Annotated in this window: 20 protein-coding genes; 10 read left to right on the top strand and 10 right to left on the bottom strand. The window is 34.8% G+C overall.

Annotated features, from left to right (window positions below):
* Positions 1 to 19: 19 nt before the first annotated feature.
* The 3 genes from ACFOUY_RS02450 (at position 20) to ACFOUY_RS02440 (ending at position 2,609) form a co-directional block, all read left to right on the top strand.
* Positions 20 to 562, top strand: coding sequence for a hypothetical protein (locus ACFOUY_RS02450; protein ID WP_378958860.1), 543 nt, complete (start codon positions 20 to 22; stop codon positions 560 to 562).
* A 96-nt stretch (positions 563 to 658) separates the two neighbouring features.
* Positions 659 to 1,186 (top strand): DUF3347 domain-containing protein, encoded by a 528-nt coding sequence (locus tag ACFOUY_RS02445; RefSeq protein WP_378958859.1) that lies wholly within the window; start codon positions 659 to 661, stop codon positions 1,184 to 1,186.
* Between the two features lie 133 nt (positions 1,187 to 1,319).
* On the top strand, positions 1,320 to 2,609 hold the full coding sequence (locus tag ACFOUY_RS02440; protein WP_378958858.1) for a citrate synthase: 1,290 nt from the start codon (positions 1,320 to 1,322) through the stop codon (positions 2,607 to 2,609).
* 246 nt (positions 2,610 to 2,855) lie between these two features.
* On the opposite strand, the gene ACFOUY_RS02435 is transcribed toward ACFOUY_RS02440, so the two are convergent.
* The 5 genes from ACFOUY_RS02435 to ACFOUY_RS02415 all read right to left on the bottom strand — a co-directional run bounded on the left by ACFOUY_RS02435 (position 2,856) and on the right by ACFOUY_RS02415 (position 8,048).
* A complete protein-coding gene (locus ACFOUY_RS02435; protein WP_378958857.1) occupies positions 2,856 to 3,983 on the bottom strand; it encodes a DUF3667 domain-containing protein in 1,128 nt (375 codons plus the stop codon).
* Positions 3,984 to 4,003: 20 nt separating this feature from the next.
* Positions 4,004 to 5,389 (bottom strand): nucleoside permease, encoded by a 1,386-nt coding sequence (locus tag ACFOUY_RS02430; protein WP_378958917.1) that lies wholly within the window; start codon positions 5,387 to 5,389, stop codon positions 4,004 to 4,006.
* Positions 5,390 to 5,564: 175 nt separating this feature from the next.
* Positions 5,565 to 6,179 (bottom strand): bifunctional nuclease family protein, encoded by a 615-nt coding sequence (locus ACFOUY_RS02425; RefSeq protein ID WP_378958856.1) that lies wholly within the window; start codon positions 6,177 to 6,179, stop codon positions 5,565 to 5,567.
* Positions 6,180 to 6,230: 51 nt separating this feature from the next.
* Positions 6,231 to 7,202 carry an electron transfer flavoprotein subunit alpha/FixB family protein gene (locus ACFOUY_RS02420; protein ID WP_378958855.1) on the bottom strand — a complete coding sequence of 324 codons (972 nt, stop codon included), beginning with the start codon at positions 7,200 to 7,202 and terminating at the stop codon, positions 6,231 to 6,233.
* A 108-nt stretch (positions 7,203 to 7,310) separates the two neighbouring features.
* Positions 7,311 to 8,048: an electron transfer flavoprotein subunit beta/FixA family protein gene (locus ACFOUY_RS02415; RefSeq protein WP_378958854.1), complete on the bottom strand. Its 738-nt coding sequence runs from the start codon at positions 8,046 to 8,048 to the stop codon at positions 7,311 to 7,313.
* Between the two features lie 60 nt (positions 8,049 to 8,108).
* Here ACFOUY_RS02415 and ACFOUY_RS02410 point away from each other — a divergent pair, with 60 nt between their 5' ends.
* Positions 8,109 to 8,444 (top strand): tetratricopeptide repeat protein, encoded by a 336-nt coding sequence (locus ACFOUY_RS02410; RefSeq protein WP_378958853.1) that lies wholly within the window; start codon positions 8,109 to 8,111, stop codon positions 8,442 to 8,444.
* Positions 8,445 to 8,480: 36 nt separating this feature from the next.
* On the top strand, positions 8,481 to 9,698 hold the full coding sequence (gene chrA, locus ACFOUY_RS02405; protein WP_378958852.1) for a chromate efflux transporter: 1,218 nt from the start codon (positions 8,481 to 8,483) through the stop codon (positions 9,696 to 9,698).
* An 83-nt stretch (positions 9,699 to 9,781) separates the two neighbouring features.
* On the opposite strand, the gene dnaB is transcribed toward chrA, so the two are convergent.
* Positions 9,782 to 11,344, bottom strand: coding sequence for a replicative DNA helicase (dnaB, locus tag ACFOUY_RS02400; protein WP_378958851.1), 1,563 nt, complete (start codon positions 11,342 to 11,344; stop codon positions 9,782 to 9,784).
* A gap of 200 nt (positions 11,345 to 11,544) precedes the next feature.
* On the opposite strand from dnaB, the gene rlmB reads away from it, so the two are divergent.
* Positions 11,545 to 12,315, top strand: coding sequence for a 23S rRNA (guanosine(2251)-2'-O)-methyltransferase RlmB (gene rlmB / locus ACFOUY_RS02395; protein ID WP_378958850.1), 771 nt, complete (start codon positions 11,545 to 11,547; stop codon positions 12,313 to 12,315).
* Positions 12,316 to 12,397: 82 nt separating this feature from the next.
* Here the strand turns inward: rlmB and ACFOUY_RS02390 are convergent, their stop codons facing one another.
* Together ACFOUY_RS02390 and ACFOUY_RS02385 are read right to left on the bottom strand one after the other, a co-directional pair.
* The gene (locus ACFOUY_RS02390) at positions 12,398 to 13,489 is read right to left on the bottom strand and encodes a mannose-1-phosphate guanylyltransferase (protein WP_378958849.1); all 1,092 of its coding nucleotides are present in this window, start codon (positions 13,487 to 13,489) and stop codon (positions 12,398 to 12,400) included.
* A 14-nt stretch (positions 13,490 to 13,503) separates the two neighbouring features.
* Positions 13,504 to 14,472, bottom strand: coding sequence for a KpsF/GutQ family sugar-phosphate isomerase (locus ACFOUY_RS02385; protein ID WP_378958848.1), 969 nt, complete (start codon positions 14,470 to 14,472; stop codon positions 13,504 to 13,506).
* 91 nt (positions 14,473 to 14,563) lie between these two features.
* Here ACFOUY_RS02385 and recQ point away from each other — a divergent pair, with 91 nt between their 5' ends.
* From recQ to ACFOUY_RS02370, 3 genes are all read left to right on the top strand, one after another.
* On the top strand, positions 14,564 to 16,756 hold the full coding sequence (recQ, locus tag ACFOUY_RS02380; protein WP_378958916.1) for a DNA helicase RecQ: 2,193 nt from the start codon (positions 14,564 to 14,566) through the stop codon (positions 16,754 to 16,756).
* Between the two features lie 92 nt (positions 16,757 to 16,848).
* On the top strand, positions 16,849 to 17,661 hold the full coding sequence (gene kdsA / locus ACFOUY_RS02375; RefSeq protein ID WP_378958847.1) for a 3-deoxy-8-phosphooctulonate synthase: 813 nt from the start codon (positions 16,849 to 16,851) through the stop codon (positions 17,659 to 17,661).
* Positions 17,661 to 18,380 (top strand): YqjF family protein, encoded by a 720-nt coding sequence (locus ACFOUY_RS02370; protein WP_378958846.1) that lies wholly within the window; start codon positions 17,661 to 17,663, stop codon positions 18,378 to 18,380. Before kdsA ends, ACFOUY_RS02370 begins: the two co-directional genes overlap by 1 nt.
* A 109-nt stretch (positions 18,381 to 18,489) precedes the next feature.
* On the opposite strand, the gene ACFOUY_RS02365 is transcribed toward ACFOUY_RS02370, so the two are convergent.
* Together ACFOUY_RS02365 and ACFOUY_RS02360 are read right to left on the bottom strand one after the other, a co-directional pair.
* Entirely contained in the window at positions 18,490 to 20,376 is a 1,887-nt protein-coding gene (locus tag ACFOUY_RS02365; RefSeq protein WP_378958845.1) for an OmpA family protein, read from the bottom strand.
* A gap of 34 nt (positions 20,377 to 20,410) precedes the next feature.
* The gene (locus ACFOUY_RS02360) at positions 20,411 to 21,034 is read right to left on the bottom strand and encodes a 7-carboxy-7-deazaguanine synthase QueE (protein WP_378958844.1); all 624 of its coding nucleotides are present in this window, start codon (positions 21,032 to 21,034) and stop codon (positions 20,411 to 20,413) included.
* A 106-nt stretch (positions 21,035 to 21,140) separates the two neighbouring features.
* Here ACFOUY_RS02360 and ACFOUY_RS02355 point away from each other — a divergent pair, with 106 nt between their 5' ends.
* Complete coding sequence (locus tag ACFOUY_RS02355) at positions 21,141 to 21,491, top strand: Rieske (2Fe-2S) protein (RefSeq protein WP_378958843.1); 351 nt, start codon at positions 21,141 to 21,143, stop codon at positions 21,489 to 21,491.
* The last annotated feature ends 160 nt before the right edge of the window (positions 21,492 to 21,651 follow it).

Below are 21,651 nucleotides of genomic sequence, written 5' to 3'. Positions count from 1 at the left end.
TAATTTAAATACATTTAGTATGAAAACAATTACCAAAATTTTTGCAGTTGCATCGGCACTAGCAATATTTACAACGACAAACTTAAAGGCTCAAACCTCAATGACTAGCATGACAACTGATAACGGAATGGCGTTTAAAGTTGGTTTAGGTGCGCAGATTGGAACATTTCCAGATAAATCCGAAATGGATTATGGTTATGGAGCTGATTTAAGACTCCAGTATGATTTAACAAAAAACGTTGCAATCACAGCATCAGGTGGTTACACTAAACTAAAATGGAAAGGTAGCCCATTAAATTTTGAATTTATTCCTTTAATGGGCGGTGTTAAAGCTTTCGTAGTAGACAGAATGTTTGTAACCGGTGGAGCTGGAACAGGCTTGGCATTAAAAGATGGTGCAAATATGAACTTTATTTATACAGGTGGTTTAGGCTACGAATGGACAAATGGTTTGGAGGTTGGCGCTAAATATGAAGGTTATGTAAACAACAGCGCATCTGATTTATACTTTATGAAGACAGGTCAATTTGCTTTACGTTTAGGCTATAATTTTAAATTATAATTAAAACATCATATAATTGAAGCCTCCGAAATTTTCGGGGGCTTTTTTTATTTATTTAATATTTTAATTGTTATTTTGAGGCCAAAACCAAATACAATGAAAAAAATACTCGGAATCGCGATATTAACAGCTTTAATGGCCTGTAACCAAACAGAAAAAAAAACTGCTGAAACAAAAGATTCAATTCAAAAAGATTCTTCAAAGAAAACAGCGGTTGTGATAACAGACATTAAGAAACTGAATATTTTTAATCAGTACGAGGATTTAAAAAATGCATTAGTTAAATCTGATTCATCGGAAGCGCAAAAAGCTGCAGCAAAATTGGAGCAAAGCCTGTCACTTTATGAAGGTTGCGAAAGTACAGCCAGCATCGCAAAGAAAATATCAGAAACTAATAATATTGTTTTTCAACGAAAAGATTTCACTATTTTAAGCATGGATTTAATTGCTTTTATAAAATCTGGTGAAATTGAAAAGGGAACAATTTACGTTCAACATTGCCCAATGGCGAATAAAGGCGATGGCGGAGATTGGTTATCAATAGAAAAGGAAATTAAAAATCCTTACTACGGAAACGAAATGTTGGAATGTGGTAGGGTAGTTGAAGAGATTAAAGGAAAATAATTGGCTAAATCTGACTTTGTTAATCATGATTGTTACGTCGTACTGACTAATATTTCATATTAATTTAACAGATTTGCTATGCATGTATATTAATTTTATATAAATTAGAAAGCTATAAACACAATACAATAATATGTCAGATATTGCAGAGATTAAAGTTGATGGTAAGACAATAGAATTACCGGTAATTACAGGAACTGAAGACGAAAAGGCGATTGATATTTCTAAATTAAGAGATTTAAGCGGTTTTATAACATTAGATACTGGTTTTAAAAATACAGGTTCTACTAAAAGTAAAATCACATTTTTAGATGGTGAAAAAGGTATTTTAAAATACAGAGGATACTCTATTGAAGAACTTGCAGAAAAATCTAGCTTCTTAGAGGTTTCTTATCTTATTGTTTATGGAGAACTTCCAACACAAGAACAATTAGATAGTTTTCAGGCTGAAATTAGCAAGCATACGCTGATTCATGAGGATATGAAGAAATTCTTTGATGGATATCCTTCTAGGTCTCATCCGATGGGTCAACTAGGTTCGTTAATATTCTCTCTTTCAACCTTTTATCCAGAGTGTTTAAAGCCAAATCAAACTGCAGAAGAGCAAAATTTAACCATTATAAAACTTTTAGCTAAGCTGCCTACAATAGTTTCATTCATCTATAAAAAATCTTTAGGGCATCCACTTATCTATCCAAAAAATAAATACGATTACGTTACTAATTTCCTTTGGATGACTTTTGGTCAACGTACTGAAGATTATGATGTAAACCCAATTGTAGTTAATGCGATGAATAAATTGCTTATTCTACATGCAGACCACGAGCAAAATTGTTCAGCTTCTACAGTTCGTATTGTCGGTTCTTCTGATTGTAATCTTTATGCATCAATAGCTGCAGGTATTGCAGCACTTTGGGGTCCTTTACACGGTGGTGCTAACCAAGCTGTTATCGACATGCTTGAATTAATAAAAGCTGATGGTGGCGATACTGAAAAGTGGATTAATAAGGCAAAAGATAAAAACGATTCATTCCGTATGATGGGTTTTGGGCATAGAGTTTATAAAAACTTTGATCCACGTGCCAAAATTATCAAAAAAGCCTGCGATGATATTTTAGAAAACTTGGGTATTGATGATCCGATTTTAGAAATTGCTAAAAAATTAGAAGAAGCCGCTTTAACTGATCAATATTTCATTGATAGAAAATTATATCCAAACGTAGATTTCTATTCTGGTATTATTTATCGTGCTTTGGGCTTCCCATCAGAAATGTTTACTGTGTTATTCGCTTTAGGTCGTTTACCAGGATGGATTGCGCAATGGAAAGAAATGCACGAAAACAAAGAACCGATTGGTCGTCCTCGCCAGGTTTATGTTGGGGAAACAGATAGAGCCTTCGTTGCATTAAAAGACAGAAAATAAAATCTTAATAAAATAGAAAATCCCAAGTTTTAAAGCTTGGGATNACGCTTTGCAGTAGGAAGTGTTAGCTAAAGACAAGGGTGTCGTGGGTGACTGCGAATCTGAAGGAAGTCGGCGGCAAATATGGGGGCTTACGAACAGAAACTGTATATGAGGCGGATTTAGTCCGGGTGATGTTGCCATACAAACAGAAGCCCTATACTGCACGGGGACTATCTTCCTACTCGATTCTAAAATTTAAATTTCTTAACTTACGTAGTAAATTATGTTAAGCATTACAACTTCGGTAATTGCAAAGGCAAATCCATAAAGCATAAATATCCATATCATTTTCCAGATGGTTGCCCCTCGTTTTCTTTGATAGAATATTTTTAAAGCATTGTAGAAATACCATAAAACCCAAATAACTACTCCAAGTTCGATAATATCTGTCAGAAAGGAATCTGGCCCGAAAATATATTTTGTAATTGGTTTAGTGAATATGGATACTATGAAATAGGCTGTCATTCCATGTATGGTAAATATTAGATGATTTAAATAATATACATGGTTTTTACGAAAATTCCACATGATAAATAGTGCCAGAAGTGGCATCATCAAAAAGTATTGTTTTGGTCTGTTATGTTCTAATGTTTCAGTTATTATCTCCGATTTTTGCCCCATTGTTATCGAACGCTTTGTTACCATTCGTTCGAACCAGTTATCTTGTTTAAGTAATGGCAAAGCTTTTTGTCTTGATAAATACGCAGAATATGTACTATCGTTTCTATCATTATGGATGCTAGAGAATTTAGAAATTACTTTTTTCAGAGAATCAGATTTATTTGCCTTATTTATAATTTTAAGGTTGTTAAGAACAATGCCTTGCTCTTTAAAACTAAGTTCTTTAAACTGTTCTACGTCTAATTCTTTTTTGAAATCGGCTTTTACATTATCTAAAATTTGACCTGTTTTTTTATTTACAACTCCAGCACCTGTTAATTCTTTTCTAACGCTATCTAAAACTGCTACTTTTTGTGATGCCGTTTTGATGGGTAAACTTTTATCATCCTTGCTTGAATGTTTTGGAGAATAGGCAACTAAAAAATAAACGATAGAAACAAAGATATACATACTAACCGGATTGATGTATCTAGCTCTTTTACCGGCTAAATAATCTAAGGTAACTTTTCCGGGCTTTGTTAGTAGGGGCGTTAGGGTTTGGAAAAATTTATTGTCAAAGTGAAAGTAATGTGCAATGCTATGGCTTATGAAGCCCCAAAAACTTTCTTTTAGTTCTAAATTAGGTTGACCACAACTACTACAATAATGTGCTTCTACATGAGAACCACAATTTAAACAATCATGTTCTTTTCTATACTTACCAGTTGACATAAAAGGATTTCGAAATTAAATTAGTGACTTATTGCTTCTATAGCTTTTTCTTCTGCTTTGGTGTGTTTGTGTTTAAATACTATAACAAAAACAATAGCAATTACTAAAACATAAATGGTGAAAGAAAGCCAGATGTTGTGCCAATCTTTAACATCTAATGCTCTGCTCAAATCTCCATTTTGTAATACACTAATTCCTTTATCTTTTAAAAATTTAAGCAAATGTGTATTATCAGCTTCGCTTTTTACATATTTAGATAAAGAGCCAATTGTGCTGTAGTAGGTTGTAAAATATTTGTTTATCATCCAGCCTGATACTAGACTTCCGAAAACAGCTCCAAAGCCATTGGTCATCATCATAAATAAACCTTGAGCCGATGAACGGGTTTTCGGTGTAGTAGATGTTTCTACGAATAACGAGCCTGATATATTAAAGAAATCGAAAGCCATTCCGTAAACTATACAAGAGACAATAATCATCCATAAATTTGATGAGGGGTCGCCGTAAGCAAATAACCCAAAACGTAATACCCAGGCAAACATAGCTATTACAATAACCCATTTTATACCAAATCTTTTTAAGAAGAATGGAATGGCCAGGATAAATAAGGTTTCAGAAATTTGCGAAATAGATAAAATTATAGTAGAATACTTGATTACAAATGAATCTGCAAAAACAGGAAATAGCTTAAATTCATCTAAAAAAACATCTCCATAAGCATTCGTTAATTGCAATGCTGCTCCTAAAAACATGGAAAATATAAAAAACAAAGCCATTTTATAATCGGCGAAAAGTTTAAAAGATTCTAGTCCAAGTTTTTGTACGAATGTTTTTTTCTCGCTAATTAAATTCTGTGGTTTACATTCTGGCAAAGCAAACGAATATACGCCCAAAAGTAATGCACTTATTCCCGCAATGTAGAATTGATTTGCACTAGCCTTATTACCTGTTAAATTGGTAATCCACATGGCAACGATAAAACCAACCGTACCCCAAACACGAATTGGAGGGAAGCTTTTTACAACATCAAAATTGCCATTTTTTAGCGTGGTATAGCTTATTGAATTACTTAGTGCGATTGTAGGCATATAAAAACACATGGCTACTAGCATTACCCAAAAGAAACTATGCGGATTATCTACCTGAGGTAAATAAAACATAGTTGCAGCATACAGGATATGTAAAATGGCGTAAAGTTTTTCGGCGTTTATCCATTTATCGGCAAGTATGCCTGTTATTGTGGGCATGAATAGAGAAGCAATACCCATTGTAGAGAAAATTATACCAAAATTTGCGCCGTCCCATTGTTTGGTTCCAAACCAGTAATTTGCAATTGTAATTAACCAGGCGGCCCATACAAAGAATTGCATGAAACTCATTATAGTTAAGCGAAACTTAACATTCATCATATAGTTAGTTTGGTTTTTTGAAAGTAAAGGTTGAATATAGAACTATTTTAAAACATAATTCAAAAATGAACCCAAATTATTATAAACAATTTGGGTTATGTTAACTTTTAGTTTTTTACTTAGAATATTTTGGAGTAAAATCTTACAAGATTTATAAAATTAAATGATTTTTTTAAGATTTTCCTCTTTTATTAAGTTCATCCCTCAATCTTGCTGCTTTTTCGTAGGCTTCATCAGCAATTGCTTCCTGAAGTTTCTGCTGCAACTCTTCTGTCGTTAAATCACCAAAACCTTCCTGCCTTGTCGAAATTGATATAGTATCTGCATCTGGTTCCTTAGCAATACTATCCATGTTTTCTAAAAATAAGAAATCATTTCCTTCGATAACAATTCCAGCCGAAGCTAAAATGAACTCGTAAGTGTAAATCATTGCATTAAATCTTACAGCTAAAGCAATAGCATCCGATGTTCTTGCATCAATTTCGTGAGTGTTTTTACCATCACTACAAATTAACTTTGCATAGAAAACACCATCAACAAGGTTGTAAATAATGATTTCCTGGATATTAATATGAAAAGTTTCGGCCATCGATTTAAATAAATCATGAGTTAAAGGCCTGCTTGGTGTCATTTTCTCAATCTCAATTGCAATTGCCTGAGCTTCAAAAGCACCAATAATAATAGGCAAGCGCCTACGCCCGTTTACTTCGCCCAAAACCAAAGCATAAGCTCCAGATTGGGTTTGGCTGTAGGATAAGCCTACGATATCTAATTTTACTTTCTTCATATTAATTACAAGACCTTATAAGTTTCGAAAACCTATAAGGTCTAAAATAGTTTATGCTTTATGCGCTTTTAATGCTTCGATTAATTTTGGAACAACTTCAAATGCATCACCCACAATTCCGTAGTCAGCAACTTTAAAGAAAGGTGCTTCTGGGTCTTTGTTGATTACAACAATTACTTTGGAAGAACTTACGCCAGCTAAATGCTGAATTGCACCAGAAATACCAATAGCAATATACAAATTAGGGCTAATTGAAATACCTGTTTGTCCAACATGTTCAGAATGTGGTCTCCAATCTGCATCACTAACTGGTTTAGAACAAGCTGTAGCCGCACCAAGTAGCCCTGCTAATTCTTCAATCATTCCCCAATTTTCAGGTCCTTTTAATCCTCTACCAGCCGATACAACTAATTCTGCATCTGGTAAAGAAACTTTATCCGTTGCACGAACAATATCTTTAATTACGGTACCAAGGTCTGATTGTTTAATATCAGCAGAAAAGTTTTCTATAACCGCGTCGGTAGTATTTTCTTTAACACCAAAAGCATTCGGATTTAAGGCAATAATTTTGTTAGCAGATGTTAATTCTGTAATAGCAAAGGCTTTACCTGAAAAAGCCGTTTTTTTAACTTCGAATTTACCTCCATCAATTTTAGGTAATTCTACAGCGCCATCTGCTAAACCAGCTTTGAGTTTAACTGCAATACGTGGCGCTAAACCTTTGCCCGAAAAAGAGTTAGAAAGCACTACAATATTTGCTGATTCCTTTTCTGAAGCAGATGAAATTACGCTTGCGTAAGCCTGGTTAACAAAAGTCTTTAATTGATCGGCGCTTACATTTAAAACTTTAGATGCTCCGTATTTACCTAATTCTTTTAATTCGCTTTCGGCAACGTTACCAATAGAAATTGCGGTTAAATTAGTTGATTGTTGATCGGCAATGGCTTTGGCATAAGAAACAGCTTCGAAAACCGATTTCTTAAATTTACCTTCAGCTTGTTCTACATATACTAATACTGACATATATTTATCCCTAAATCCCCTAAAGGGGACTTTTTATTTTATAGTGAAATTAATTCTATTTATTTATCTCTTTACTACTAGACAACTGAAATTGAAATTGCAAATTGTTTATATTACTTTAGCCTCGCTGTGCAGTAAACCAATTAATTCTTCTGTTTGGTCTGCAGGAATTAATTTAACCGTTCCACGGGGAGCAGGTGTTTCATATTTGGCAACTTTTGTTACTTCTTCAATCGAAACAGCTTCTACAACTGCTAAAGGTTTGGTTCTTGCCGACATAATACCACGCATATTCGGAATTTTTGGTTCAGCCACACCTTCAGCGCAACTTGCAACAAACTTACCAGAAACCGTTACCACTTCTTTACCGCCTTCTATTTCTCTTTCAATTGTAGCAGAACTGCCATCAGTATCTAATTTCTTAATAATAGAGATAGAAGGAATATCTAAAAACTCACCAATCATTGCTGCAACCTGGTTTCCATTGTAATCTATAGATTCACGTCCGGTTAAAATCATATCGAAGTCTTTATCTTTTGCGTATTCTGCAATTTGTTTTGATACAAAGTAAGCATCGCGTGGTGCCGCATTTACTCTAACTGCATCATCTGCACCAATTGCAAGGGCTTTTCTTATTGTTGGGTCGTTGCTCGCTTCACCAACATTAATCACAGTTACGGTTCCTTTTCCGCCTTCAGTTAACTCAATCGCTCTTGATAATGCAATTTCATCGTAAGGATTAACAATATATTGTACACCTGCAGTATTGAATTCGGTATTATCGTTGGTAAAAGTTATTTTTGTTGTCGTGTCGGGCACGTTACTGATACAAACTAATATTTTCATATAATTACGTTTTTATATAAGGTCTTTCTGCAAATTTAATTAAAAAAGCAAGGAAATAAAATGTCATCTACCCGTTTAAGTAAGTTATTAGAGTTTTTAGAAAATGATTCGAACGATCCGTTTATACTATATGCCTTAGCCACAGAGTATAACGTATTAAATGATAAAGAAAAGGCCTATTCTTTTTACCTTCAATTAACTGATAAACACCCAGATTATGTGGGAACTTATTACCATTTGGGGAAATTATACGAAAAGGACGAAGAGAAAGAGAAAGCAATCGAAATTTATCAGAAAGGGATGGTCGTTGCCAGAAACAAAAGAGATATGCATGCTTTTTCTGAATTACAAGGCGCGTATAACACAGCTGCCGGATTAGATTATGAAGATGATTAACCCCAAACCCCTAAATGGGCTTTTAGTTTTGAGCTAATGCAAACCAAACCTATTGCAGCTAAAAAACAATGGCTGTTTATTAGAAACGTAGTTTTTTTTACTTTCACCTCTTTTGGTGGAGCTCAGGCGCATTTAGCTTTGCTGTTGAAATATTTTGTTCATAACACAAAATTTATTTCAGAGGAAGAATTATTAGAGTTAAACGCGTTGGCACAGGTTTTACCAGGGCCAGCATCTACACAAACACTTGTTGGTATTGCCTGGAAAGTTGGTAAGGTTAGGTTGGCAATAATTACGTTTCTAATCTGGATTCTGCCAACCGCCACAATTATGACATTTGCTGCGATTAGTTATGCGATGTTAGACCAGAAACAGAAATTTAATGATATTTTAGAATATATTCAACCTATTGCATTGGGAATAGTTGCCTATGGTGCTTTTAAACTAGGTAAAAAGGTGCTAACCTCACAAATGTCTGTTTTTCTTTCGGTAGCGGCAGTTGTAGCAACTTTAGTTTTAAAAAATGCTTACGTTTTTCCTTTGGCAATTTTAATTGGCGGAATGATATCTTCAGCAATTGAAACACCAAAGGAAGAAACAGAATTAAGAGTTAGACTTTTCTCTAATGTAAACCCTAAAAAATTGATTTACTTTTTAGGTGCTTTACTTCTATTCGCGTTGGTAGGTGCAATTATTAACAGAACTTCTCCATTTAGTTTGCCAATTCGTTTACTCGAAAATTTTTATCGTAACGGAATTTTGGTTTTCGGTGGTGGGCAGGTTTTGGTGCCTTTAATGTATACCGAGTTTGTAGAAATGAAGCATTATCTTCAAGCTTCTGGATTTTTATCGGGCTTTGCATTGCAACAGGCTTTACCAGGGCCAACATTTTCATTTACCAGCTATCTTGGTGCATTGAGTATGAAAAACTTCGGCTATGGAATGTGGGGACAAATACTTGGTGGTATAATTGGTGTAATTGGAATTAATTTGCCAGGATTGATTCTTGTTCTTTTTATTGTTCCTTTTTGGGATGATTTAAAAAAAATATCCAGAATCCGACACAGTTTATCTGGAATTAATGCTGTAAGTGTTGGTTTTATCTTCGCCGCATTTATTTTGCTAATTATTCCGATAGGATTTAACTGGCTTTTTTTAGGAATAATGCTGGCTACGTTTCTGTTATTAAATTATACAAAAATTAGCCCTCCGGTTATTGTATTAATCGGTATTATGGTTGGTTATTTGTTTTGATAGAAGATGTATCAGCTAAGATGGAACTAAACTATTTAAAAAGATAAACTAAACATTCCATTTCACAGCCACCATCTTACATATTAAAACGGTGGGTCATCGTCGCTATAATCATCCATTTTTGATGGACGAATAATAACGTTACTTTGTTTTTCAAAATCTTGTGATGGATACATTCCGGCAGATGGATCGGCTGCTGCAAAAGAAGACGGAGCGCTGAAATCTTCTTCCAAATCGGTAAACTTAACAAACTTACCAATAAACCTAAGTGGCACAATTCCAGTTTCACCATTACGGTGTTTTGCAATAATTACCTCACCAATACCAGCCTGAGATCTTCCTTGTTCGTCTTCAGTAATTCCATAATATTCTGGGCGATAAAGGAATAAAACCATATCCGCATCCTGCTCAATCGAACCCGATTCACGTAAATCCGAAAGCATTGGTCTTTTTCCTTGTAAACCTGGTCTGCTCTCTACCGCACGACTTAACTGTGATAGTGCCAAAACTGGAACATCCAATTCTTTAGCTACCGATTTTAAAGCTCTTGATATACTACCAATTTCCTGTTCACGGTTACCACCACCTTTACCTTCACCTTTACCATGCATTAACTGTAGGTAATCTACAATTACCAATTGAATATCGTATTGAGATTTCAGCCTTCTACATTTCGCTCTGAATTCAAAAATATTTAGGGCAGGCGTATCATCAATTAGGAGTGGGGCTTCGGTTAAACGACCAATTTTACTGTGTAGCTGTTGCCATTCCCATTCTTGTAAATTTCCTTTTCTAATTTTCTCTTGCTCAATTTCGGCTTCGCCTGATATTAAACGATTCACTAACTGAACTGAAGACATTTCCAGAGAGAAAACAACTGTTGGCTTTGCAAAATCTACAGTTGCATTTCTTGCACATGTTAAAACGAAAGCTGTTTTTCCCATCGCCGGACGAGCAGCAATAATTACTAAATCTTGTTTTTGCCATCCTCCGGTAATTCTATCTAAACCAGTAAATCCGGTTGGAACACCAGTTAAACCATCGGTTTTAGTTCTTAGTTCTTCTAACGTAGCTAACGATTGCTTAATAATATCGTCCATTTTTTGCGTATCTCTACGTAAGTTATTTTGGGCAATATCAAATAAACCTTTCTCGGCATGGTCTAATAAATCGAAAATATCAGTTGTATCTTCGTAAGCATTAGTTATAATATCAGTCGAAATTCTAATCAATTCTCTTTGAATATATTTTTGAGAAATGATTCGGGCATGGTATTCTATGTTAGCTGCCGAAGCAACACGATTGGTTAAGTTTGTAATATAATAGGCTCCGCCAGCCATTTCTAAAGTGCCTTGTTGACGCATTTCAGAAGTAACTGTTAAAATATCTACAGGTTTAGATTTTTCGAAAAGTTGATGAATTGCTGCAAAAATCTTTTGGTGTGCTTCCTGATAAAAAATTTCAGGTTTTAAAATATCAATTACAGCTGATAAAGCATCTTTTTCGAGCATTAGAGCACCTAAAACAGCTTCTTCCAGGTCTAATGCTTGTGGAGGAAGTTTCCCCATGGAACTTACTGTATTGGTTAGTCTTGCTTTTCGGGATGTAATATTGCCTTTTCCGCCCTGTTCGTTTTCGAAACTCATAGAACAAAAGTAGTTAAATTTTACCCTCTTTGTTTGAAGAAGTTCTTAGTTGTTTGTTAACAAATTGACATCTAACCAGATTGAAATTTATAACGATTTTATAAAAATGAAAAATTTTTAAACACTTAAATGTTAATAAGCGCATTATAGATTAGGGGCAAAACATTTATTTGAATACTTTTGCCTAACAATTTTTAAACATGGATAATTTTAGAAGACCGCAACGAGTAAAGGAAAATAATGAATTTGTTTTTGGTATTAGAGCCGTAATCGAAGCCGTTAAGGCTGGCAGAGATATTGAAACAATTTATGTACAAAGAGGTTTAGGTGGTGACTTGTTTCTGGAATTAAAAGCACTGCTGTCAGGAACATTAATTCCCTTAAACTCTGTTCCGGTTGAGAAATTGAATAGAATGTCTCAAAAGAATCATCAAGGCGTAATTGCAGTGATTTCACCAATTACTTATCAAAATATAGAAGATATTGTTCCCGCTATTTTCGAGAAAGGAGAGGTGCCTTTAATATTAGTTTTAGATAGTGTTACTGATGTTCGTAACATGGGGGCAATTGCTCGTACTGCAGCTTGTGTTGGTGTTCATGCTATTGTAGTACCATTAAAAAATGCTGCCCAAATTAATGCTGATGCAATTAAAACATCTGCCGGAGCCTTATTTAGTATTCCAATTTGCCGTCACTCAAATCTTCATAAAACGTGCTTATTTCTTCAGGATAGCGGATTACAAATAGTGGCTTGTACAGAGAAAACTAACGATTTAATTTACGCTCCAGATTACACAATGCCTACAGCTATTGTGATGGGCTCAGAAGATGAAGGTATTTCAAACGAATTACTACGTGTTGCCGATCATTTAGCTAAAATCCCGATGGCTGGTAAAATAGAATCTTTAAATGTTTCAGTTTCTGCTGGTGTAATTTTATACGAAGCGGTTAGACAAAGGAGTTCAAAATAATTCTTATAATAGAAAATCCTGATAAATTTCAACTAATTAGCTTGAAATTTATCAGGATTTTTACTTTAAATAGGCTATAAGATTAAATATATTTTGCCCCGAATCTTGATTTAACTTCGGCAACAAATTCTTTAACTTTCTGTTCTTCATCCCGTGGACAAATCAATAACATGTTATTGTTTTCTACAACGATAAAATCGTGTAAGCCGTTTAAAATAACCAGTTTATCTTTTGGTACATTAACCATACAGTTAGACGAATCGAACATTACAACTTGCTCTGATGGGATTACTGCATTGCCAACATAATCCTTATCAGCCATTTCATAAATAGATGCCCAAGTTCCTAAATCAGACCAACCAAAATCGGCAGGAAGAACGTAAACGTTCTCTGCTTTTTCCATAATTCCAAAATCGATAGAAATATTGGTGCATTGTAGATATGCATTGCCTATAAAGGCCTTTTCACGATTGGTATTTAATTCGTTTTTGCCAGAATTAAAAATATCAAACATATCTGGCAAATGCCTTTGAAATGATTTAAGAATTGCTTTTGCCGACCAAATAAAAATACCTGCGTTCCATAAAAAATCGCCACTTTGAATAAAAGATTTAGCTAATTCTAAATTTGGCTTTTCGGTAAAAGTTTTAACCTTATGAAATTCTTTATCGGTGCTTAAAACATGGTTGGTATGTTGAATATAGCCATAGCCAGTATCCGGACGGTTTGGTTTAATGCCTAACGTAATCAGGCAATCACTTCCAGACGCTGCTTTTAGAGATTGCTCAATCGAAGTAACAAATCCATCCATATCTGCGATTGTATGGTCAGACGGTGCAACAACAATAACTGCATTTGGATTTAATTCTGATATTTTTAAACATCCATAAGCAATACAAGGTGCTGTATTTCTAAGCAAAGGTTCAGCTAATATCTGGTTATCTGTTATGTCTGGTATTTGCTTTTTTATAAGATCAGAGTAAATCTCGTTAGTAACTATAAAAATATTCTCTGGCGGACAGATTTCTAAAAAGCGTTCGTAAGTACTTTGTATTAATGTTTTCCCTATTCCAAAAAAATCGATAAATTGTTTAGGATATTCGGTTCGGCTAACAGGCCAAAAGCGGCTTCCAACGCCACCAGCCATAATTAAAGCATAAAAATCTTTATTCATTTTATAATTTAAAATTACACAATACCTTCATTTAAAAGGTCGTGTAAGTGAATGATTCCAAAATATGTATTTTGTTTAAGAACTAAAAGTTGTGTAATGTTATTTTTTTTAATCATGTCAAGTGCATCAACCGCAAGCTCATCATACTGAACACTTTTAGGACTTCTACCCATAATATTTTCAGCTTTTAAATGTGCAATATCGGTATTATTTTCTAACATACGTCTAATATCACCATCAGTAATTATCCCTAAAACTCTATTTTCTTCATCAACAACAGCAACCGCACCTAAACGGTTTTTGCTAATTTCAATTAAAACCTCTTTTACAGAGGCAGATAATTTTATAGAAGGTTTTTCATTTGCTAGGGCTAAATCGCCGGCTTTTAGATAAAGTTTTTTACCAAGCGAACCTCCCGGATGATATTTTGCAAAGTCTGCCTCATTAAACTCTCTACATTCTAATAAACAAATTGCCAATGCATCGCCCATAGCCAGTTGGGCAGTAGTACTGGTTGTTGGCGCAAGGTTATGTGGGCAAGCTTCCTTTTCAACAGATGTATCTAAAACTAAATTAGATTGTTGCGCTAGAAAAGAATTATTTTCTCCAACCATACCAACCAGCACGTTACCTGCAACTTTAAGTAAAGGAATTAATACCTTAATTTCTGGCGTGTTGCCACTTTTGGATAAGCAGATAATAACATCATTTGTTTGAATCATACCTAAATCGCCGTGAATGGCATCTGCAGCATGCATAAAAATGGCAGGCGTACCTGTTGAATTAAATGTAGCCACAATTTTTTGAGCAATAATTGCACTTTTACCTATTCCAGTAACAATTACACGCCCATTGCATTGTAAAATGGTTGATACTACCTTTTCGAAATCACCATTAATATTCTTAGCAACATTTAATATTGCCGCCGCTTCGAGCTCTAAAGTGCTTACAGCCGATTGGATAATTGATTTTTTACTTTTCAAAGAGAAAAAAATTGTTTGTTCATACTTGAATTTCTTGTAAAATTATGTTATTTTGGATAGAAAAATAGCATCGCATATTTTATTACACAAAATGGACGTGAAAAAGTCGTTATTTGATAACCTACAAAATTTCTTCGGGTTTGATAATTTCAAAGGTGATCAGGAGTCGATCATTACAAATATATTAGAGGGCAATAACACTTTTGTGATTATGCCAACGGGCGGAGGGAAGTCTATTTGCTATCAATTACCAGCTTTAATGAGCGAAGGAACTGCAATTGTGATTTCTCCGTTAATAGCTTTAATGAAAAACCAGGTAGACCAGTTAAGGGCTTTTGGTGGAAATGATAGTATTGCACATTTTCTTAATTCATCCCTAAACAAATCTGAAATTACTCAAGTTAAATCTGATTTACTTGCAGGGCATACAAAGTTACTTTATGTGGCGCCAGAATCTTTAGCTAAACAGGATAACATCGAATTTTTAAATTTGATTAAAATATCTTTCGTTGCGGTTGATGAAGCGCATTGTATTTCGGAGTGGGGCCACGATTTCAGACCTGAATATCGTAAGATTAAGCAAGTGATCGCTGGATTAGGAAATAACATCCCAATTATTGCCTTAACAGCTACTGCTACGCCAAAAGTGCAGCAAGATATTATGAAAAATCTTGGAATGACTGAGGCTACTTTATTTAAATCGTCATTTAACCGACCGAATTTATTTTATGAAATCCGCCCTAAAAGGGATATTACCAAGGAAATTATAAAATACATTAAATCGAATCCTGGTAAATCTGGAATTATTTACTGCCTTAGCCGTAAAAAAGTTGAGGAAGTTGCAGAGGCATTGAATTTGAATGGAATTAGTGCTTTACCTTATCATGCAGGTTTAGAACCAAAAATCAGGGCAGAAACTCAAGATAAATTTTTGATGGAAGATGCCGAGGTAATCGTAGCAACAATTGCTTTTGGTATGGGTATCGATAAACCAGATGTTCGTTTTGTAATTCACCACGATGTACCTAAAAGCATGGAAGGCTATTATCAGGAAACTGGCAGGGCAGGACGTGATGGTGGCGAAGGGGTTTGTATTGCTTTTTACGCACAAAAAGATGTAGATAAGCTGGCAAAGTTTATGAAAGATAAGCCAGTTTCTGAACGTGAAATTGGTACACAAATATTAAAGGAAGTAATCGATTATGCTGAATCTGGCGTTTGTCGCCGTAAACAGATTTTGCATTATTTTGGTGAAAACTTTAACGAAACAGGTTGCAATTGTATGTGCGATAATTGCAAAAAACCTAAAAAACAATTCGACGCTGAAGAAAAACTTTCAACCGTTTTAAAGTTTATTGAAAAAACTGGAGAAAAGTTTGATGATGCTCACTTACTTAATGTTTTCCTTGGATTAGAAACTGCTCAAACCATTGCTTACGAACATAGTAAAGATCCAGAATTCGGAATTGGTAAGCAAGATGGAGAATTGATGTGGAAATCAATCATTCGCCAGGCTGTTTTAAATAATTACCTCTTTAAAGATATTGATAATTATGGTTTACTTAAATTAACCAAGCAGGGCAGAGATTTTATCATCAATCCTTATAGTTTGAAGTTTATTTTAAACGAACCAATTATAGAAACTGGTGGCGATGATGATGATGATGATGTAAAGCAAGGCACTGGTGCGTTGGATACTCATTTGTTGCAATTGCTTAAAGATTTACGTAAGAAAATCGCTAAGCAAAAAAGTGTTCCTCCCTTTGTGGTTTTTCAAGACCCATCGTTAGAAGAAATGTGTACGCATTACCCAATCACATCAGAAGAATTGAAACAAATCTCTGGCGTAGGTTCGGGTAAGGCTATGAAATTCGGTACTCCGTTTATAGAATTGATTAAAAAATACGTAGAGGATAACGACATTGAGCGGCCAATTGATTTAATTATCAAAACTCAGGCGAATAAATCTCAAATGAAAGTTTCTATCATCCAAAATATTGATAGACAAATTGGTTTAGAAGATATTGCCGATTCAAAAGGCATTACCTATGAGGAGATTTTGAAAGAAGTTGAATCTATCGTAAACTCAGGAACTAAACTGAACCTGAACTATTTCATTGACGAAGTGATTGATGACGATAGACAGGATGAAGTTTTTGATTATTTCCGTGCAGCTGAAAATGATTCTATAGATGAAGCACTTAATGAACTTGGCGAAACCGATTATACTCGCGAAGAAATTCAATTGATGCGAATTAAATTTATGTCGGAGTTAGGGAACTAAGCTTTGATTTACGATGGTAGATGTAATAAGGATAATGTTTTCATGCATTTTTATTATATCTACCATCATGCATTTTACATAATCCCACTTACATGCTTAACTATTTAGATAAAATAAAAAATACAGAATCTGGTAATTTCTTTTTAATGGCTGGTCCATGTGCAATTGAGGGTGAGGATATTGCAATGAGAATTGCCGAAAAGATTATTTCGATTACAGATAAACTTCAAATCCCTTATATTTTCAAAGGTTCTTACCGCAAAGCAAATAGAAGTAAGGGCAGTTCTTTTACAGGAATTGGCGATGAAAAAGCACTAAGAATTTTAGAACGCATCGGTCGCGAATTTGGCGTGCCAACTGTTACGGATATTCACGAAAGTGATGAGGCTGCAATAGCTGCTGCTTATGTAGATGTTTTGCAAATACCTGCTTTCCTTTGTCGCCAAACAGATTTATTAATCGCCGCGGCACAGACAGGCAAAGTAGTTAATGTTAAAAAAGGTCAGTTTCTCTCGGCAGGTTCAATGAAATTTGCTGTAGAGAAAATTAAGGAGGCTGGAAACGATAAAGTGATTTTAACAGATAGGGGAAATACTTTTGGTTATCAGGATCTAATTGTTGATTATAGAGGTTTACCTGAAATGCAAACTTTTGGCGTTCCGGTGGTAATGGATTGCACGCACTCGTTACAACAACCCAATCAAAGTAGCGGCGTAACTGGCGGAAAACCTGAATTGATTTCGACCATTGCAAAAGCAGCAATTGCTGTTGGCGCTGATGGTTTGTTTATCGAAACGCACCCAGACCCCGCTAACGCGAAATCCGATGGCGCTAATATGTTGCACTTAGATTTATTAGAAGAAACATTGGTTAAATTGGTGCGTATTAGACAAGCGATTTTGTAATGGCTTTAAATAAAGGGGTTTTCTTAACTGCGGAATGGCGTAAGCTTGCGCTTGCTCAATACGCTGTTGATAAGGAAATTCTTTTGAAATATCTTCCACCACAGACCGAATTAGATGATTGGCAAGGTAAATATTACGTTAGTTTGGTCGGTTTTATGTTTGCAGATGTAAAGCTGAGAGGCTTTAATATTCCATTCCATACCAATTTTGAAGAAGTAAATCTTAGGTTTTATGTGCGCTATAAAGATGGAGAAGAATGGAAACGAGGCGTTGTTTTTGTAAAGGAAATAGTTCCTTTGCCAGCAATTACATTTGTAGCGAATACCATTTACAAAGAAAATTATCAAACTTTACCAATGAAACATGTTTGGATAGAACAAGAGCATCAATTGGAGGTGGATTATCTTTGGAAAAATAAAACCTGGAATAAATTTTCTATAACTGCATCTTCTAAATTAGTTGAAATTCCAATTGGTAGTGAGGAAGAATTTATCACAGAACATTATTGGGGCTATACAAAAATTGGTCCGAATAGAACTTCAGAATATGGTGTAGAACACCCTCGCTGGGAAGTTTATCCTGTTAAAGATTATACAATTGATGTGGATTTTGGAATAAACTATGGCCATGACTTTGCTTTCCTAAATCATGCTCAACCAGATTCGGTGATGTTGGCCGAGGGATCTGAAATTAGGGTTTTGAAAGGTAAAAAATTTTAAAGTTCATCATCAATCTGAATTTATTTCAGCAGCTTAATAACAAAAAAAACTTTGAAATTTGTTTAGGATAAATATCGTGTTAGTCTTAAAGCTATGGTGTTTCGATATTTTAAACTTTAGTGATTACGAAAGATGTGCGACGGTTGTTTTTTCTGCCTAATTCTGTTTTATTATCCGCAATTGGCTTGCTTGCACCAAATCCTTTAAATGTAAGTCTTTTCGTATCAATTTCGTTTTTAATCAAATAATTATAAACCGCATTCGATCGGTTAAATGATAATTTTTCATTTAGTTTGTCATTGCCAATATTATCAGTATGACCTTGAATTTCGATATTTACGGTTTCATTTTGGTGCAGGAATTCGATTAATAAATCTAACTCTCTGATGGATGCTGGAAGTAAATTAAATTTATTCGTATCGAAAAATATATTTCTTAAGGTAACATTGCCACCTTGCTTTATTTTCCCTATTGAAACCTCAATTTGGTAAGGTTTGTTAATATCGCCTTGCTTTAATTCAAAATTTTCCGAATAAAATAGATAACCTTCGGCATTTACATTGAAGAGGTAATTGCTCCCAATTGGCATTACAGCCAAAAACTGTCCGGTTTCTGCATCCGTGTAGTCATCAAAAACAGTTTTATTGGTTTTTAAATCTATCACCTGAACGTTACTTTCAATTGTTTTCTTACTGTCTTTATCCCGAACTATTCCTTTTACATAGGAAACTTTTAAAGGCTTTACAGTTTCAGGAATGCCAAAGCTATAAATATCCTGTCCACCGAAACCATCCCTTAGGTTTGAAGAAAACATTCCAAGATTTCCATTAGCACTAACAATTAAACCACTTTCATTTTCAAACGAATTTATGGGGTAACCTAAGTTAACTGGTTTTTGAAACTTTCCGGCATCATCCATTCTGCTGTAATACATGTCTTTATTCCCAAAGCCCGGCCAGCCGTCAGATGAAAAATAGAGCGTTTTTCCATCAGCGTGAATAAAAGGTGTGTTTTCATCGTATGCTGTATTTATATCTGCGCCAAGATTGATGGCTGGTCCCCATTTGGCATCATCGGTAATGGTACTTTTCCAAATATCGTAACCACCAGAACCACCCGGACGATTACTAATAAAATACAAAGTTCTACCATCAGGACTAATTGCTGGTTGAGATTCCCAGTATTCTGAATTTACTGGTTTGCCAATGTTGTAAGGCTCACCCCAATCTTTTCCCTCACGATGCGAAACATAAATATCGCACCTGCCCAATCCATCAGGACGGTTACAGCCTGTGAAAAACAAATATTTTCCGTCAGGAGAGATTGTTTGAGCGCCCTCATTATATTTACTGGTATTGATTTTGGTAGATAACGGCTTAGCTAAATTCCAAGAGTTATCCTTAAACTGCGAGGTCCAGAAATCTTCATTTTCATTAACTTGGCGTGTAAAAATTAGTGTTTCTCCATCAGCAGTAAGTGCTGGAAAATATTCGGAATCTGTTGTGTTTACACCTTGACCAAGATTTACAGGACTATAATTAACAGGTTTTTTAATCGCCATAGCTGCAAAATCGCAATCTAAAAGATATTTCTTTGCTTTCTTCGATCTGTCAGAAGACGAATCCAATATAAGAAATTCCTCAAAATGTTGTTTTGCCTTATCGTATTCTTGTGTAGCAAATTCAGTTTCTGCTAACCCATAAATTACTATTGGAGCAACATTTTTATTTATTAGAATAGCTTTTTGGTAAGTAGATTTTGCATCGATATATTTCTTTTCCAAACTGTAAACGCCAGCAAGAATTATATACGCGTTTTGAAATAAAGGGTCAGTTTCAATAGCACTTTTTAAAACCTGCTCTGCCGATGCATAATCTTGTTTCTCGATAAATGGAGTTGCTCTTTCGAAGAAATTTTGAGCTTTTTTATTGCTTGAGCCTTGTGCATAAACAGCCAAGCCAATTAAGATAAACAAAACAGATAAACAAAACCTCATAAAATACATTGGTTATTAAGCTAATGTATTGTTTTTAAGGAATATTTAAAAATTTATGCGTTTGTAAAGAAATCTCCCATTTTGGGTTTGCCATTACATATTCTATAATCATTGGCGTAATTTCTTTCGATTTAGACCACTCTGGCTGCAAATATAACTTACAGTTGGGAGATACCATTGCAGCGTATTCCTCCGCCCATTTGAAATCGCTTTTATTAAAAACAATCACTTTTAATTCATGTGCAAATGGTGTAATATCTGGTCGTGGCGCTTTAAATTTTTTAGGCGATAAACAAATCCAATCCCAGTTTCCAGAAAGGGGATATGCTCCAGAGGTTTCTATGAAAGTTAAAATTCCTCGCTCTTTTAACTTGTTGGTTAAATAATCTAGATTGTAAATTAAAGGCTCGCCACCGGTAATTACAACAGCCTTTCCTGGAAATTTATCAGCATTTTCTACAATTATATCTGATGGTGTTAAAGGATGCATTTCTGCATCCCAGCTTTCTTTAACATCACACCAATGGCAACCTACATCACAGCCACCCAAGCGGATAAAATATGCCGCTTTGCCAGTGTTAAATCCCTCGCCTTGTATTGTATAGAACTCTTCCATTAAGGGAAGTAATGTGCCGTCTTCTGGTATGTCTTGTTTCATTTTTGAGGATGCAAATATCTTAAAAAAATATGGTGTAGTGGTTCTTCATTTAAAATTTAATCGAAAGATGAAATAACACTGATATTTAAATACTTATTTTAGCTGTATGAAGTGGTTTAAAGGACTAAATAAGATTCAAATTCCTTCCAGTGGAGATATTAAAACTATAGAAGTTGGCGGAAAACAGCTATGTATTATCAATAATGAAGATGAAATTATAGCAACACAATCTTTTTGTCCACATGCCGGAGGTCATTTTTCTGGTGGATGGTGTAAAAATGGTCAATTAATTTGTCCAATTCACCGTTATACTTATGATTTAAAAACCGGAAGAGGAGCAGAGGGACAAGGTGATTACATTGATATTTATCCTACCGAAATGAGAGAAGATGGTTTGTATATTGGTTTTGAAGAAAGCTGGTGGAGTAAGTTATGGGGTTCATATTCATCGAGATAAGCTATAATTGCCGTCAGTTTCAACTGACAGAGAGAGGTGGAGTGAATAAAATAACATGGGCGTTTTAACACGCTGTCTGTTGTATATTTTTGGCAGAAAAAGCCAAAAAGGATGCCGCTTCCATCGTTAACGCAGCAGATAGCGATGAATTTTAATAACC

Origin of the sequence: Pedobacter jamesrossensis (assembly GCF_042650905.1) — a bacterium.
GTDB classification, from domain to species: Bacteria; Bacteroidota; Bacteroidia; order Sphingobacteriales; family Sphingobacteriaceae; genus Pedobacter; species Pedobacter jamesrossensis.
This window is presented reverse-complemented; position numbering and strand designations above follow the sequence as displayed.

What these genes read in the sequence shown, in the direction of transcription:
- ACFOUY_RS02450 (WP_378958860.1), top strand. Translation starts at nt 20, where the DNA reads ATGAAAACAATTACCAAAATTTTTGCAGTTGCATCGGCACTAGCAATA.
- ACFOUY_RS02445 (WP_378958859.1), top strand. Translation starts at nt 659, where the DNA reads ATGAAAAAAATACTCGGAATCGCGATATTAACAGCTTTAATGGCCTGT.
- ACFOUY_RS02440 (WP_378958858.1), top strand. Translation starts at nt 1,320, where the DNA reads ATGTCAGATATTGCAGAGATTAAAGTTGATGGTAAGACAATAGAATTA.
- ACFOUY_RS02435 (WP_378958857.1), bottom strand. Translation starts at nt 3,983, where the DNA reads ATGTCAACTGGTAAGTATAGAAAAGAACATGATTGTTTAAATTGTGGT.
- ACFOUY_RS02430 (WP_378958917.1), bottom strand. Translation starts at nt 5,389, where the DNA reads ATGAATGTTAAGTTTCGCTTAACTATAATGAGTTTCATGCAATTCTTT.
- ACFOUY_RS02425 (WP_378958856.1), bottom strand. Translation starts at nt 6,179, where the DNA reads ATGAAGAAAGTAAAATTAGATATCGTAGGCTTATCCTACAGCCAAACC.
- ACFOUY_RS02420 (WP_378958855.1), bottom strand. Translation starts at nt 7,202, where the DNA reads ATGTCAGTATTAGTATATGTAGAACAAGCTGAAGGTAAATTTAAGAAA.
- ACFOUY_RS02415 (WP_378958854.1), bottom strand. Translation starts at nt 8,048, where the DNA reads ATGAAAATATTAGTTTGTATCAGTAACGTGCCCGACACGACAACAAAA.
- ACFOUY_RS02410 (WP_378958853.1), top strand. Translation starts at nt 8,109, where the DNA reads ATGTCATCTACCCGTTTAAGTAAGTTATTAGAGTTTTTAGAAAATGAT.
- chrA (WP_378958852.1), top strand. Translation starts at nt 8,481, where the DNA reads ATGCAAACCAAACCTATTGCAGCTAAAAAACAATGGCTGTTTATTAGA.
- dnaB (WP_378958851.1), bottom strand. Translation starts at nt 11,344, where the DNA reads ATGAGTTTCGAAAACGAACAGGGCGGAAAAGGCAATATTACATCCCGA.
- rlmB (WP_378958850.1), top strand. Translation starts at nt 11,545, where the DNA reads ATGGATAATTTTAGAAGACCGCAACGAGTAAAGGAAAATAATGAATTT.
- ACFOUY_RS02390 (WP_378958849.1), bottom strand. Translation starts at nt 13,489, where the DNA reads ATGAATAAAGATTTTTATGCTTTAATTATGGCTGGTGGCGTTGGAAGC.
- recQ (WP_378958916.1), top strand. Translation starts at nt 14,564, where the DNA reads ATGGACGTGAAAAAGTCGTTATTTGATAACCTACAAAATTTCTTCGGG.
- kdsA (WP_378958847.1), top strand. Translation starts at nt 16,849, where the DNA reads ATGCTTAACTATTTAGATAAAATAAAAAATACAGAATCTGGTAATTTC.
- ACFOUY_RS02370 (WP_378958846.1), top strand. Translation starts at nt 17,661, where the DNA reads ATGGCTTTAAATAAAGGGGTTTTCTTAACTGCGGAATGGCGTAAGCTT.
- ACFOUY_RS02365 (WP_378958845.1), bottom strand. Translation starts at nt 20,376, where the DNA reads ATGAGGTTTTGTTTATCTGTTTTGTTTATCTTAATTGGCTTGGCTGTT.
- ACFOUY_RS02360 (WP_378958844.1), bottom strand. Translation starts at nt 21,034, where the DNA reads ATGAAACAAGACATACCAGAAGACGGCACATTACTTCCCTTAATGGAA.
- ACFOUY_RS02355 (WP_378958843.1), top strand. Translation starts at nt 21,141, where the DNA reads ATGAAGTGGTTTAAAGGACTAAATAAGATTCAAATTCCTTCCAGTGGA.